12 protein-coding genes are annotated in these 13550 nt (G+C 62.2%); 6 read left to right on the top strand and 6 right to left on the bottom strand.

The features are described from left to right. Window positions 1–12: 12 nt before the first annotated feature. Both KUA23_RS06745 and dinG read right to left on the bottom strand, forming a co-directional pair. Window positions 13–2310 carry a beta-galactosidase gene (locus KUA23_RS06745; RefSeq protein WP_252993618.1) on the bottom strand — a complete coding sequence of 766 codons (2298 nt, stop codon included), beginning with the start codon at window positions 2308–2310 and terminating at the stop codon, window positions 13–15. Between the two features lie 88 nt (window positions 2311–2398). Beyond that, window positions 2399–4543 (bottom strand): ATP-dependent DNA helicase DinG, encoded by a 2145-nt coding sequence (dinG, locus tag KUA23_RS06740; RefSeq protein WP_010212383.1) that lies wholly within the window; start codon window positions 4541–4543, stop codon window positions 2399–2401. Between the two features lie 99 nt (window positions 4544–4642). Between dinG and KUA23_RS06735 the strand changes: the two genes are divergently transcribed. Next, the gene (locus KUA23_RS06735; RefSeq protein ID WP_078047241.1) at window positions 4643–5107 is read left to right on the top strand and encodes a CopD family protein; all 465 of its coding nucleotides are present in this window, start codon (window positions 4643–4645) and stop codon (window positions 5105–5107) included. 119 nt (window positions 5108–5226) lie between these two features. On the opposite strand, the gene KUA23_RS06730 is transcribed toward KUA23_RS06735, so the two are convergent. Next, window positions 5227–5985: a hypothetical protein gene (locus KUA23_RS06730; protein ID WP_100492497.1), complete on the bottom strand. Its 759-nt coding sequence runs from the start codon at window positions 5983–5985 to the stop codon at window positions 5227–5229. A 158-nt stretch (window positions 5986–6143) separates the two neighbouring features. Then, complete coding sequence (locus KUA23_RS06725) at window positions 6144–6839, bottom strand: PA1041 family peptidoglycan-binding anchor lipoprotein (RefSeq protein ID WP_078047240.1); 696 nt, start codon at window positions 6837–6839, stop codon at window positions 6144–6146. A gap of 190 nt (window positions 6840–7029) precedes the next feature. On the opposite strand from KUA23_RS06725, the gene KUA23_RS06720 reads away from it, so the two are divergent. From KUA23_RS06720 to KUA23_RS06705, 4 genes are read left to right on the top strand one after another with little or no spacing between them, the layout of a single operon-like run. Beyond that, a complete protein-coding gene (locus KUA23_RS06720; RefSeq protein WP_010212387.1) occupies window positions 7030–7527 on the top strand; it encodes a DUF6231 family protein in 498 nt (165 codons plus the stop codon). 4 nt (window positions 7528–7531) lie between these two features. Further along, window positions 7532–8002: a YchJ family protein gene (locus KUA23_RS06715; RefSeq protein WP_028619236.1), complete on the top strand. Its 471-nt coding sequence runs from the start codon at window positions 7532–7534 to the stop codon at window positions 8000–8002. Between the two features lie 19 nt (window positions 8003–8021). Continuing rightward, complete coding sequence (locus KUA23_RS06710) at window positions 8022–8504, top strand: LEA/WHy family protein (protein ID WP_078047238.1); 483 nt, start codon at window positions 8022–8024, stop codon at window positions 8502–8504. Beyond that, on the top strand, window positions 8501–8701 hold the full coding sequence (locus tag KUA23_RS06705) for an SEC-C metal-binding domain-containing protein (RefSeq protein WP_003189235.1): 201 nt from the start codon (window positions 8501–8503) through the stop codon (window positions 8699–8701). Before KUA23_RS06710 ends, KUA23_RS06705 begins: the two co-directional genes overlap by 4 nt. 176 nt (window positions 8702–8877) lie before the next feature. Here KUA23_RS06705 and KUA23_RS06700 read toward each other — a convergent pair whose 3' ends face one another. Next, window positions 8878–10263: an ATP-binding protein gene (locus KUA23_RS06700; RefSeq protein WP_252993617.1), complete on the bottom strand. Its 1386-nt coding sequence runs from the start codon at window positions 10261–10263 to the stop codon at window positions 8878–8880. Beyond that, on the bottom strand, window positions 10260–10970 hold the full coding sequence (locus KUA23_RS06695) for a response regulator (RefSeq protein ID WP_028619233.1): 711 nt from the start codon (window positions 10968–10970) through the stop codon (window positions 10260–10262). The genes KUA23_RS06700 and KUA23_RS06695 overlap by 4 nt, the downstream gene beginning before the upstream one ends. Window positions 10971–11168: 198 nt before the next feature. Between KUA23_RS06695 and KUA23_RS06690 the strand changes: the two genes are divergently transcribed. Next, window positions 11169–13550: a TonB-dependent receptor gene (locus KUA23_RS06690; protein WP_252993616.1), complete on the top strand. Its 2382-nt coding sequence runs from the start codon at window positions 11169–11171 to the stop codon at window positions 13548–13550.

The raw sequence follows: 13550 nt of genomic DNA, 5'->3' as shown, positions 1-13550 counted from the left end.
GTCAGCACTCAATCAATGACCATTTCCGGAGTGCCCGCCCGCGTGCCCGGCGCCCTGCCCCGGGCCTTTGCCCTCATGCCCGGCCCGGCCACCCTCGCTTTCACGCGCGGCGCCTGCCGCCTTGGCCTTTTCCGCTTCCTTGCCCAGTTGGTCGACCGCCGCCAGGTTGCTTTTGCGCACGCTCTCGACAAAGCCCTGGAACGGGATGTCAGTAATGCCCACCAAGCCAAAATGGCCGTTCTCACCGTCCAGTAGGCGTCCGGTCACCGGTTGGTCCAGGTACTGGAACCAGTGCACGCCGACAATCGACGGCTCGGCCATGGCCTGCTTGAGGAAATTGCCGTAGGCCACGCCACGGTCGTCTTCCTTGGCCAGTTGGGTCACGCCACCCCAAAACGGTCCACGGTCAGCCGAGCCGAAGTTGAATTCGGTGATCAGTACCGGCTTGTCCAACGCCCGCAAGGCGGCGAAGTCGTAACCGTCCTGAGGTTTGAGGGTGTACATGTTGAAACTCAACACATCGCAGTACTGCGCACAGGAGGCCACGGCTTCCGGCGTGCTGACCGCGTAACGGCCGCCCAACAGCAGTTGGTTGGGGGCATGCCATTTCAGCGAGTCGGAGATGGTCTTGAAGTAGGCATCGGCGAAGGTCTTCTGGAAGTATTTAAAGTCAGCTTCGATTTCCGGGTGCTCGGCGTTGGGCATAGGCGGTTCGAAGCCCGGGTCTTCCATCAGCTCCCAGCCCTTCAAATCGATGCCCCAGGCTTTCGACAAACCTTCTTCGTTACGGTACTTGTCGCGCAACTGCTTGAGAAACGCGCGCTTGGCCGGTACATCGGTGGTCATGCGCAAGGTGCCGTAGGCCAGGGCGTAGCGGGACTTGGGATCATCACCAGGGCCGGCCCAAGCCAGCTCGTTGTCGGCAAAAAAGCCGATCAACCACGGGTCATCACGGTGATCGCGGGCAGCAATCGCCACGGCGCGCTCGGTGGCCATGGCGAAGCGGGGGTCGAACGGGTCGGGCATGCCGCCCCACCAGTCGGTGCCGGTGCTGATGCTGGCGTAGTCGCCGACAATCGACAGCGGCAAGGTGTAGGGCACGCGGTCGGCGGTGGCCAGATCATCATCGCTCCAGTTGCCGACGGTGTTGAAACCCCACGCCTGCAAGCGGTCGAGGGTGTGGGTCACCCAGCGCTTCTGGTCAAACCCGTCACCGCCATACGTGCGCTGCAGATTGGCGCCGTAAAAGTCATACCAACGCCCGGCAGCAAAACCGCGCCCTTCGCCCGCGCCGTTGCCGGTGCGGTTGTCGCTGCTGCCGTAGTACTTGTCGAAAGGCTCGCCACCCTTGGGCAACGCCGCGAACATCCATTCTCGGCCTGCCACGTAGGTCTGGCTGTTGTCCGGGGCCACGGTATTGACGCCCAGTGAGTAGAACGGGTGCCCCTCCGGCGTCACCAGGTACCAGCGCCCGTCGCGTTTCTCGGTGCGGAAAAACCCGCTGGCGTCGAAGGCCGGGCCTTTGTTCCAGCCGCCATATTGGTCCAGCGCGGATTTGTCCCGCGTGGCCAGCCAGCCCTGGAGCTGCTGTTGTTCCTTGGCGGCGGCGGCCTTGAGTTGCTCGTCGCTGCTGACTTTTTCCGGCCAGCGCGCTCGGGTGGATTGACCGTAGGCGTCCACCAACTCGCTATAGGCCGCCTTAATCACCGGTTCGCTGTCCTGCACGCCAAAGCGCTCCAGCAGGATGCTCTGGGCGGCATTGGGCTTGATCATCGACAAGGTCACCGAAACCACCTGGCTGCGGTCGATCTCGCCGGCGCTGCTGGCCAGTAACACGCGCTGGCCGTCCACGGTGATCGGCATCGGCGGGCCGGCCTTCATGCCCTGGCTCAGCGGCGAGTTGGCCTGCAGCGGCACCAGCAGGGTCTGGGCCGGGCCGGCAGGCAGGTCAACGCGGCTGACCAGGGTACGGCCATCACTGCTCTGCACCTTGACGTAGAGCGTCAGCGCCCAGTCCATCGCACTCTGGATGCGCAGGCTCATGGCGCCCGACTGGGACCAGTCCCAGGCACCGGTTTGCGGGCTGAGAACCAGGCTCGGCTCAGCAGCCGGGTTGAACGTAATGCGGCGAAGCACCTCGCCTTCGGGGGTTTGTTCGGCGTTGTATTGCGGCAGGCTGGCGTCCTGGGTCGCCACCTTGACCACATCGGCAGGCCGGACGAAGTTGAACAGGGTCTGTTGCCCGGCAGGCGCGGCCATTGAGGGCGCGGCGAGCAGCAAGGCAAAAAGGGCGGGCAGCGTGCGAATCATACGAACAAGGTTCTCCCAGACGGCCGGTGAATGGCCTGATGACATAATTGAGATAGACCACGAAGTGGGCGTATTCGCCCACGGTGGCTTAAGAAATTTCGCGCCTGAACGGCGGCAAGGCATTGAGGATAGCCTTGCCATAGCGTTGGGTGACCAAACGACGGTCGAGCAAGGTGATGGTGCCCCGGTCCTCTTCGGTACGCAGCAAGCGACCGCAGGCCTGGACCAGCTTCAAGGAAGCGTCCGGCACCGAGATTTCCATGAACGGGTTACCACCCCGTGCCTCGATCCATTCGGCCAAGGCCGCCTCGACCGGATCGTCCGGCACCGAGAACGGAATCTTGGCGATCACCACATGCTCACAGTAGGCGCCGGGCAAGTCCACGCCTTCGGCAAAACTCGCCAGGCCGAACAGTACGCTGGAGTCCCCACCATCGACGCGCGCCTTGTGTTTGTTCAGGGTTTCCTGCTTGGAGAGGTTGCCCTGGATAAACACCTGCTTGCGCCAGTCACGGTCGAGGCCGTCGAACACGTCCTGCATCTGTTTGCGTGACGAGAACAGCACCAGCGTACCGCGTGAACCTTCCACCAGCTCCGGCAGGTCACGGATGATCGCGGCGGTGTGGGCCGCCGCATCCCGTGGGTCGGCCTTGAGGTCCGGCACCCGCAGCACACCCGCGTCGGCATGATGGAACGGGCTCGGCACCACTGCAGTGACGGCCTTTTTCGGCAGGCCGGCACGCATGCGGAAGCGGTCGAAAGTACCCAGGGCGGTCAATGTGGCCGAGGTTACCAGGCAGCCGTAGGCCACGTTCCACAGGTTGCGTCGTAGCATTTCGGCGGCCAGGATCGGGCTGGCGTTGACCTCGATATCGAACAACGCACCGCTTTCCGACAGGGTCAGCCAGCGCGCCATGGGCGGGTTGTCTTCCGGGTCTTCGACGGTGAAGGCGGTCCACAACTCCCAATTGCCCTGGGAGCGCGACAGCAGGCTGCCGAACAGCGGGTACCATTCCTCGGCCTGGTTGCTGGCGATGCCGATGTTGACCTCGCCGTCCATGCCTTCCTTGAGCAAATCGGTGAGACGGGTGAAGAGGTCGGTCAGGCGTGAAAAGCCCTTCTTCAGCTCGATGCCCATTTCGCGCATGTGCTCGGGGATCAGCCCGCCGACAAAACGGTGACGGGGCCGCTCACGGCCCTCGACGTCTTCGCCGGGCTTGAAGTCGGCCACCTGCTCGCAGGCGCTGAACATGAATTGCTGCTGGGTCTTGATCTCCCGCGCCAGTTCCGGCACCTGTTCGATCAGCTTGCCAAGGTCGCCGGGCAGCGGATGCTGGGCCAGCAACTTGGTGAGGTTCTTCGCGGTGGTTTCCAGCCAGTCGGCGGTGGAGCGCAGCCGCGTGTAGTGAGCAAAGTGGCCGATGGCCTTGTCGGGAAGGTGGTGCCCTTCGTCGAAGACATAGAGGGTGTCACGCGGATCCGGCAATACCGCACCGCCGCCCAGGGCCAGGTCGGCCAGGACCATGTCGTGGTTGGTGACGATCACATCGACCTTGCCCATGCCTTCACGGGCCTTGTAGAAGGCGCATTGGCCGAAGTTGGGGCAATGGCGGTTGGTGCACTGGCTGTGGTCGGTGGTCAAGCGCGCCCAGTCGGCGTCTTCGAGGGCGGTGGGCCAGCTGTCGCGGTCACCGTCCCATTTATTGCCGGCCAGTTTCTCGATCATGCTGGTGAACAGCTTCTGGCTGGCCTCATCGACCTCGATCTTGAAGCCTTCTTCTTCGAACAGTTGGGCCGTCGCGGTTTGCGCGTGGCCTTCCTGCAGCAATACGTCGAGCTTGGACAGGCACATGTAGCGCCCACGGCCCTTGGCCAGGGCGAAGGTAAAATTCAGGCCACTGTTGCGCATCAGGTCAGGCAGGTCTTTGTAGACAATCTGCTCCTGCAGGGCGACGGTGGCGGTGGCGATCACCAGGCGCTTGCCGGCGGCCTTGGCGGTGGGGATTGCGGCCAGGCTGTAGGCCACGGTCTTGCCGGTACCGGTGCCGGCCTCGACAGCCACGACCGCGGGTTCACCCTCGCGGCGACCCTCGTCGTCGGTGTCGATATCCCCGAGGACCTTGGCCACTTCGGCGATCATCAGGCGTTGGCCGTAGCGCGGTTTCAAGCTCTTGGCTTCGAGAAAACGCGAATAGGCGCCCTGGATCGTGGTTTTGAGTTCAGTGCTGATCATGGATAGTCGGGCGCAAAAAACGCTGGATAAATTTTCAGTGGTTCGGATCGGCCGCTATCATACCCCGCTAATTAATCCCGCGCAGAACGGAGTACCACAATGACCGCGTTTAGCCTCGCTTACACCCTGCATGTATTGGCCGCCCTGATCTGGGTCGGCGGTATGTTTTTCGCCTGGATGATCCTGCGCCCCGCCGCTGTGGCGGCACTTGAAGGCCCTGCCCGACTCAAGCTGTGGGCGAATGTGTTTCAACGTTTTTTTGTATGGGTGTGGGTGGCGGTGGCGGTTTTGCCGATCAGCGGCATCGGCCTGCTGCAGTTGCGCTTCAGCGGGTTTGAGACGGCGCCCCGTTATGTGCAGGTGATGATGGGCTTGTATCTGGTGATGACGGCGTTGTTTATCCGTATCCAGGCGTTGAAATTCCCGGAATTGCGCACGGCGGTGGCGGCGGAGGATTGGCCGGCGGGTGCTGCGGTGCTGGGGCAAATCCGCAAATTGGTGGGGATCAATCTGATCGTGGGGTTGGTGGTGGTGGCGATTGCTTCGGCTCGGCCGATGTTCTAAGGGTGTTCTTTAGGGCCTCTTCGCGGGCAAGCCCGCTCCCACAGTTGACCGAGTTCCAACATGAGAATGCGGTCGAATGTGCGAGCGGGCTTGCCCGCGAAGACGTCAGCCCAAACGACTCACAGCCGCTGAATGGTCACAGTGCCCGCAGGCCCAGCCGGCCCCGGCTGCCCTTCCAACCCCGGGCGGCCCTTCTCTCCACCGTCGGCGCGGTACACCAGGCAGCCCTTCGACTGCCCGCCTTTACCAGGCTTGCCCGCCGTACCGGCCAAACCGCCCGCACCGCCATCGACCCAGACTTTGATCTGCTGCGCCGGGAAGTCCTGCGGCAACTCGACCCGCACTTGCGCCCCCGCCGCGCCTGGCAAGCCATCGCCGCCGTTATCACCATTGGCACCACGACCGGCTGAGCCCCAGGTGCAGCCCGGATCCTCGCCGTTGGCGCCATCGAGCCCGGCATAACCTTGGGCACCGGCGCCGCCACGGGCGTCCACCGAGAGTTCTTCTGCTGCCAGCGAATTGATGCGCAAGGTCAGGTCACGCCCAGCCTTGGCGGGTTTTTCATGGGTGCCGGGAGCGCCGCGTGAGGTGATCTGGCTGCCGTGATCCAACTGCGCATGACGCACCTGCAATTGCAGGGCGGTGTTACCGGGAACGATGGCGATACGCGCGTCGCGGCCCAGGTGCAGTTCGTCCACAGTGACTTGGCTGAGGGTAGCCGGAATCAGCAACGTACCGTAGTCCGCCACGTCCAGGCGCTCCAGTTGCAACACACTGGTGCTGCTGGGCAGGCGCATCAATGAGTTGGTTTCAACACTGACGCTCTGGGCCAGGGCAACGGGGCTGACCAACAGGGCCAACAATAAAACCTTACGCATCATGGAGCTCCCCTAAATTTTTCAAAAACATTTCTAGTTTTTCTTTGGACGCACAGTAACGACTTCCACAGGCGCTTTGCCAGTGAAGGATCAAAAAAGTTAATAAAGGAGGAGGATTGGCAGCAATGCCCCTGTGGATCCCACAGGGGCAAGGGCCGTCAGCGGTTAATCTGGATTTCCGTGCGGCGGTTCAAGGCGCGGCCTTCAGCGGTTTTGTTGTCGGCTACGGGGTGGCTCTCGCCCGCACCGGTCACCGATACAAAATTGCTGCGCGGTACACCGGCGCCGATCAAGTAATCGGTCACCGAGTGGGCGCGTTTTTCCGAGAGTTTCTGGTTGTAGGCGTCTTTGCCGACGCTGTCGGTATGGCCACTGACCCGCAGTTGGGCGGTCGGGGCTTCCTGTTTCAAGCGTGTGGCAACGGTGTCGAGCTTGGTTTTGTCCGCCGCCGTCAACTGGGCCGAATCGAACTGGAAGTGCACATCACGGATCACGATGGTTTCTTCCTTGACCACCACGACCTCCTCAACCACCGCTGGAGGCGCTACGGGTGGGCAGCCATCGGCATCGACTTGCACACCTTTCGGCGTGCCCGGGCACTTGTCGCGGCTGTCCGGCACGCCGTCGCCATCTTCGTCGCCATCGCCGTGTACCCAGCAATAGGCGCCAGCCATGCCGCCCACCAGCAACGCGCCATAGCCTGCGTAGGCCGAGCTTTCAGTGGCACCGATCGCCGCACCGGTCACGCCGCCAACAGCGGCGCAGGTGGGCCAATCGGTTTTTTGCAAACCTGCGCAACCTGTCAATACTCCGGTTAGCAGAACCAAGGGTAGAGCTGTCCGCATGATGCTCATCTGATTTCTCCTGAGGGGATCGGCGGGGGCCGATGGGTGGAGTAAAGACGGCTCTTTTCAACTGCGCCACTACGCCGCGCCCCTGTATTCATTGAGGATCGTCGTGTTTGTCGGACTTTTCGCAGCCACCCGCTCTAGGCCCGCACGCTCAGCCGCGCTAGTCTCTACGGTCTTGATGTGAGGATCTCTGATGACCGCCGGTATTTCTGCCCGTACCCCCCAGCAAGCGCTGGCCGCCTTGCTCGACCTGCACCAGCCCAAACGCCTGCTGCTGTTGGGCGCCAGCCAGTTCCCGGCGCTGGAGGCTTTTCAAAAAGCCCATCCGGATACCCAGGTGTCCGTCGCGGCACCGGGCGCGTTGCCTACAGAGCTTGCCGCACAGCGATTTGACCTGGCACTGGTGGTGGACTGCCTGGAGCACCTGTCAAAACCGCAAGGCCTGACCCTGCTTGGCGGCATCCGTAACCTGAATGCCAGCCGCATTGCGGTGTTGGTGGACCTGGGCGCCTGCGACTGGAAAGACACCGACTTCTTCTCCCTGGCCCTGCAGGCCGGCGAGCGTTTCCAGCGTGACGAGCAGGTTCTGACGCTGTTTACCTACGATCTGCTTGACTATAAGCAAGTGCCGGACTGGCTCAACGCCCGCTTCTGGGCCAACCCGGAAAACTTTGGAAAGTATTGGTGGTAACCCGATGAGTACATCCATTTGCCCTTGCGGCAGTGGCAACCTGCTGGATGCCTGCTGCGGCCATTATCACGCCGGGCACCCGGCGCCCTGCGCTACCGCGTTGATGCGCTCGCGCTACAGCGCCTACGTCCTGGGCCTGGTGGACTACCTGGTCGCCACCACCCTGCCCGCCCAACAACCGGGCCTGGACCGCAACGCCATCGCCGCCTGGAGTGCCCAGAGCACCTGGCTCGGCCTTGAGGTGGAAAGCTCGGAGGTGTTCGGCGGCCAGCCGGAACACGCGTTCGTGACCTTCACCGCGCGCTGGCATGACAGCAACGGTGAACATAGCCACCGCGAGCAGTCCTCTTTCGTACAGAATGACGGGCGCTGGTACTTCATCGACCCGACGGTGGAGGTGAAGGCCGGACGCAACGATGCCTGCCTGTGCGGCAGTGGGCAGAAATTCAAGAAGTGCTGTTCCAGCTACCTCTAACCACCACAGGACTCACGCCATGCTCCGGATGTACAGCTTGATGCTGGCGTTGACCCTTGGCCTCACCGGTTGCGCGTCGTGGTTCGAAGACGATTCGCCGCCGCCTCATGTCTCCCTGGTGAAAGTCGAGGTGGTGCGCGCCAAGCTGCTGGAGCAGAAGTTCAAGCTGTACTTTCGCGTGGACAACCGCAACGACGACGACCTGACCGTGCGCGGCCTGATCTACAAAGTCAGCCTGGGCGACTTTGTGCTGACCGAGGGGGAATCCAACGAATGGCTGACCGTACCGCCGCGCAGTCATAAGTTTTTCCGCGTGTCGGTGCGCACCAACCTCTGGCCGCAGATCCGTGATGTGGTGCAGATGTTGAAAAAACCCGACCAGCCTGTGCCGTATCGCCTGGAAGGTGAGTTGAAAACCGGATTATTCATCGGTTATGACGTGCAGGTGAACCACAATGGCGAGATAATCCCCGGCGATTTTATTCCGGAGCGACATCGATGACTCAGCAACCCCATGTCCATGGTCCTGACTGCAACCACGATCACGATCACCATGATCACGACCACGGCCATGTCCACGGCCCAAACTGCGGCCACGCTCACCAGGAGCCGGTGCGCAATGCCTTGAAGGACGTGGGTCGCAATGATCCTTGCCCGTGCGGCAGCGAGAAGAAATTCAAGAAGTGCCACGGGGCCTGATGCCCCAACCTGTGACGGGCTTGTTGTGGTGAGCGGGCTTGTCCCGCGCTGGGCTGCGAAGCAGCCCTAAAAACTGACCACGCGTTGTATCTGTAATACTGCCGCGGCCTTAATGGGGCCGCTGCGCAGCCCAGCGCGGGACAAGCCCGCTCACTACATAACCCCCTGCGCGAACCTCAGGATCTGCGTCGGAACTGCAACTCCACTTCCAGCCCGTCTCCCTCCCGATTACGCAAACTCAACCGCCCGTCATGCGCCTTGGCGATGGTGTGAGCGATGCTCAAACCCAAGCCATACCCGCCGGTCTCGGCGTTGCGTGAGCCCTCCACGCGGTAGAACGGCTCCATCACTTGTTCGAGTTGCTCCTGGGGAATCCCCGGGCCACGGTCGCTGATGACAATCTTCAAGCTGTCCGCCTGATCGTCGATGCGCACCACCACGTCGGTGCCATAACGCAGCGCATTTTCCAGCAGGTTCTGCACACAGCGCTTGAGGCTGCGGGCATACCCCGGCATTGGCTGTTTCGCACGCCCCTCGATCCGTACGTGTTCACCCACATCTTCCGCATCCGCCTGCAAGCTTTGCAGCAAGGCATTGATATCGATGTTTTGTCGCGCCTCGTTGATTTCGCCGCTGCTGACAAAATCCAGCGTACTGGAGACCATATGCTCCATTTCCTCCAGGTCGCTGCGAAAACGCTCCTTGGTGCGATTGTCCTCAAGCATCTCGGTGCGCAGGCGCAGGCGTGTGATGGGTGAGCGCAGGTCGTGGGAAATGGCCGCAAGGAACCGCGTGCGCTCGGCAATGTTGGCGATCAGCCGCTGTTGCATCGCATTGAAGGCTTGGGCTGCGCGGCGCACTTCGGTGGGGCCGTCCACTGACAACGGCGGGCGCTGGATATCCCGGCCCAAGGCCTCGGCCGCCTTAGCCAGTGCATTGAGCGGGCGGATGGCCAGGCGTACGGCGACCAGGGCAATCACCACCAGCACCAGCACCCGCAACAGATAAATGCGCATGACGTAGTCGAACAACAGGTCCAGCGGCGAAGTGCTGGTCCAGCCCTGTTCCTCGCTGGCATCCACCTGCAACCAGCGCCCATCGGGCAGGCGCAAGTCGATCAGGAATTGCCCCACCACCGGCTTGGAGCCGAGCAAGGTCGACAGCCCGGCGGTGTGCCCATCGCCATCCACCAGGGACAGGCGCAACAAGATCAGGGTGTGGGCGTACCCGGTTTTTTCCGATAGCACTTTCTTGATCAGCCGTTCGGTGGGCCGGTCGCTGTCCTTGAGGGTGCTGGGTGTATTGCTGGCTTGGTCGCTGAGGGTCAGGCGGAAGGTCGGCGTGTCGAGCAGCTTGATCAGCAGGTCCGACTGTTGCGGGTCGCTGTGCACCAGGCGTACCACGTCGGCCAGGCGCGTGGCGATCAACCGCGCGGGGATTTCCAGCACCTGCCCATGGCGCCGGTCGTACCAGATGCTGCTGGTCAGGGCCTGCGCCGCAAGCATGCCGCTGACCAGGATCAGCACCAACCGCCCGAACAGCGAACGCGGCAGCAGTCTCACGATTCCAGCACCACGTCGTCGGCGGTGAGCATGTAGCCTTCGTTGCGCACGGTCTTGATCAGACCCGCCGGCAGTTGCGAGCGCAGGCGACTGACACACACATCGATGGAACGGTCGAACGGCGTGCTGTCCTTGTCGAACACGTGATTGAGCAGAAAATCGCGGCTCAGCGGGCGATTGGGGTGCTGCAACAGCAGGCGCAACACGCGGTAATCTGAATTGCCGAGGCTGACCACCACGCCCTCCGGCGAGAGCAATTGCCGCGCCCGCGTGTCGAGCTGCCAGCCGGCGAAACGAATACTTGGCGCTTCATCCAGGCGTGCGCGGTCGGGAAAGCTCTGCACCCGACGCAGCACCACCTTGATGCGCACCAGCAGCTCACGCGGGTCAAACGGTTTGGGCAGGTAGTCGTCGGCGCCGATTTCCAGGCCGACGATGCGGTCGATCAACGAGCCTTTTGCCGTGAGCATCACCACCGGCGTGTTTGAGTTCACCCGCAGTTCGCGGCACAGGCTCAGGCCGTCTTCGCCGGGCAGCATCAGGTCGAGGACGATCAGGTCGATGACATTCAGCGCCAGGCGCCGGCGCATTTCCTTGCCGTCGGCGGCAGTGGACACCTGGAAGCCGGCATCGCTCAGGTAGTCGCAGAGCAACTGGCGGATTTGCGGGTCGTCATCAACGATCAGCAGGTGGTCTTGCTTGGCCATGGGCAGTCAATCCGAAAAACAATGAAACGCAGCAAATAGCCGAAAGTTCAGCCAGCAGCACGCGCAAATGTAATGGAATGTTGTAGGAAACCATAATCACGCATCAGCGATACAAACCTGGGGTATGGCAGGCGAAATCGCTCTTTAGACTACCGAACCTAAATGAGAGTAATTGTAATTTAGACTCGGAAGTTGCCCATGTCATTGCCCACACCTCGCAGCCACACGCTGCACACCACCCTGGCACCGATGTTCGGTTTGTTGGCTGCCGGCAGCGTTGCCCCGGTTGCCTTGGCGGATGCGCCAACGGCCACCTCCAACGACTCGGTGCTGAGCCTGCCGGAAATCAAGGTCGATGGCGAAGCCACTTCCACCTTCAAAGTGGACCGGGTGACCTCGGCGAAAATCAGCCAGCCGCTGCTGGACGCGCCGCAAAGCGTGACCATCGTGCCGCAGCAGGTGCTCAAGGAGCAGAACGCGCAGACCTTGCAGGAAGTGTTGCGCAACGTGCCAGGCATTACCTTTATGTCGGGTGAGGGCAACCTGGGCTGGGGCGACCTGTTTTCGATTCGCGGATTTTCTTCCGAGCAGAGCCTGACCGTCGACGGCGTGCGCGATGCGGGCATGTCGACGCGCACCGATACGTTCAACCTGCAACAGGCGGAAGTGTTCAAGGGCACCGGGTCCATCGAGTCCGGGGTGTCTGCCGTGGGTGGCAGCGTCAACCTGGTCAGCAAGGAAGCGCACCTGGGCGATGCCAACAAAGTCTCGGCCGGGATCGGCACCGACAGCTACCGCCGCCTCACGGCCGACCTCAATAAACAGCTGAACGACACCAGCGCCGTGCGCATCAACCTGATGAAGCACTACAACCAGGTGGCCGAGCGCGACGACATGGACTATGACCGCTGGGGCATCGCCACCTCGTTCGGCTTCGGCCTGGGCACCGATACGCGGTTCTTCGTCGACACCTTCTATCAGAAAGACACCAATACCCCAGACGGCGGCGTGCCGATCCAGCGTGGGACAAATGGCGACCGCATGCCGGGCGTGAAACGCTCCAACTGGTACGGCGACTCCAGCCTCTATACCCAAGAAAACAAAACCACCTCGCTCACGGCACGCTTCGAGCATGACTTCGACTGGAACGACGCCAACCTGCGCAACCAGACCCGCTGGGAACGCAGCGACAATTTTGCCGTGCTCTCCCCGGCGCGCTTCTTCGCTGCCAACGCCAATGGCCAGAAGACCTGCACCGGCACGCGCTGTGCGACCCTGGGCTACACCGGTGTAGGCCCTATCAGCCAAGTACCGGGCAGCACGGTGAATGCCTACACCGACTACGTGAATAACAGCAACACCGCCTACGGCATCCTGCGCGGCAGCGACTTCGGCCTGTCCAAGCGCTACACCATCCTCGACAACCAGACCGACTTCAATTTCAACCTCACCACCGGCAGCCTGCAGCACGCGGTGGTCAGCGGCCTTGAGTTCTATCACGAGACCTACGGCGGGCTGAAACGTAACGCCAAAGTGCCGGCTGGCGACATGCTCTTCGACATGAACGACCCCAGCCACAGCTTCGCCAGCACCTACGTGACCAAAGGCGAAGGCGACCCGCGCTCGGTGATCGACAACGCCGGTCTCTACCTGGGCGACACGATCACCCTCAACGAGCAGTGGCAAGTGCTGGGGTCGCTGCGCTACGACAACTGGCGTGCGCAAACCCGCCAGCGCGGCCAGGCCACGATCAGCAGTACCGACGGTGCCGTCAGCGGTCGGGTCGGCGCGGTGTTCAAGCCGTTGCCCAACGGCAGCCTCTATGTATCCTACAGCGAGGCGGCGCAGCCGTCGGCGTTGGGTGCGTCGACCAACAACCAGATCTACGGCGCAGCGACTACCAGCAACTACAGCCCGGCCAAATCGAAGACCTACGAACTGGGCACCAAGTGGGACATCGCCCACGACAGGCTCAACGTCACGGCGGCGATCTTCCGCACCGAACTGGACAATGCCTGGGAATACCAGGACGGCGAATCCGCTCCGGTACGCGCCCTGCCCGCCAAACGGGTCGACGGTATCGAGTTGGGCCTGCAAGGCAATATCACCCCGCGCTGGACTGCTTACAGTGGTTTTTCGGCACTCAAGAGCACCCAGACCAAAGGCATCAACAAAGGCGCCGAAGCCAAGAACGTGCCCGACCTGACCGCCAACCTGTGGACCACCTACGCCGTCACCGACGCCCTGAGCCTCAGCTACGGCGAGCAATACGTGGGTCGACGCCGCTACACCGACAATAAATACGTCGGTGGCTTGAACAACAACAGCAGCTACGCCAACGGCCCGTCCGGCGTGTATGCGATCTACACCCGCGACCACGAAAAAGCCCCCGGCTACTGGCTGAGCAACCTGGCCGCGCAATACAAGGTGAACAAGGACACCACGGTCAACCTCAACCTCAACAACGTGTTCAATAAGTTTTATTACAGCCAGGTCGGCGCGTCCCTCGACGGCTTCCAGCTCTACGGCATCCCAGGCGCCGGGCGCACCCTCACCGCCAGCGTCGACTATGAGTTCTGA

The sequence above is a fragment of the Pseudomonas pergaminensis genome (assembly GCF_024112395.2).
GTDB classification, from domain to species: domain Bacteria; phylum Pseudomonadota; class Gammaproteobacteria; order Pseudomonadales; family Pseudomonadaceae; genus Aquipseudomonas; species Aquipseudomonas pergaminensis.
Note: the sequence above shows the minus strand (reverse complement) of the source record. Positions and strands in the feature narration are given on the sequence as shown.

What these genes read in the sequence shown, in the direction of transcription:
- KUA23_RS06705 (WP_003189235.1), top strand. Translation starts at nt 8,501, where the DNA reads ATGACTCAGCAACCCCATGTCCATGGTCCTGACTGCAACCACGATCAC.
- KUA23_RS06690 (WP_252993616.1), top strand. Translation starts at nt 11,169, where the DNA reads ATGTCATTGCCCACACCTCGCAGCCACACGCTGCACACCACCCTGGCA.
- KUA23_RS06695 (WP_028619233.1), bottom strand. Translation starts at nt 10,970, where the DNA reads ATGGCCAAGCAAGACCACCTGCTGATCGTTGATGACGACCCGCAAATC.
- KUA23_RS06715 (WP_028619236.1), top strand. Translation starts at nt 7,532, where the DNA reads ATGAGTACATCCATTTGCCCTTGCGGCAGTGGCAACCTGCTGGATGCC.
- KUA23_RS06725 (WP_078047240.1), bottom strand. Translation starts at nt 6,839, where the DNA reads ATGAGCATCATGCGGACAGCTCTACCCTTGGTTCTGCTAACCGGAGTA.
- KUA23_RS06735 (WP_078047241.1), top strand. Translation starts at nt 4,643, where the DNA reads ATGACCGCGTTTAGCCTCGCTTACACCCTGCATGTATTGGCCGCCCTG.
- dinG (WP_010212383.1), bottom strand. Translation starts at nt 4,543, where the DNA reads ATGATCAGCACTGAACTCAAAACCACGATCCAGGGCGCCTATTCGCGT.
- KUA23_RS06710 (WP_078047238.1), top strand. Translation starts at nt 8,022, where the DNA reads ATGCTCCGGATGTACAGCTTGATGCTGGCGTTGACCCTTGGCCTCACC.
- KUA23_RS06730 (WP_100492497.1), bottom strand. Translation starts at nt 5,985, where the DNA reads ATGCGTAAGGTTTTATTGTTGGCCCTGTTGGTCAGCCCCGTTGCCCTG.
- KUA23_RS06745 (WP_252993618.1), bottom strand. Translation starts at nt 2,310, where the DNA reads ATGATTCGCACGCTGCCCGCCCTTTTTGCCTTGCTGCTCGCCGCGCCC.
- KUA23_RS06720 (WP_010212387.1), top strand. Translation starts at nt 7,030, where the DNA reads ATGACCGCCGGTATTTCTGCCCGTACCCCCCAGCAAGCGCTGGCCGCC.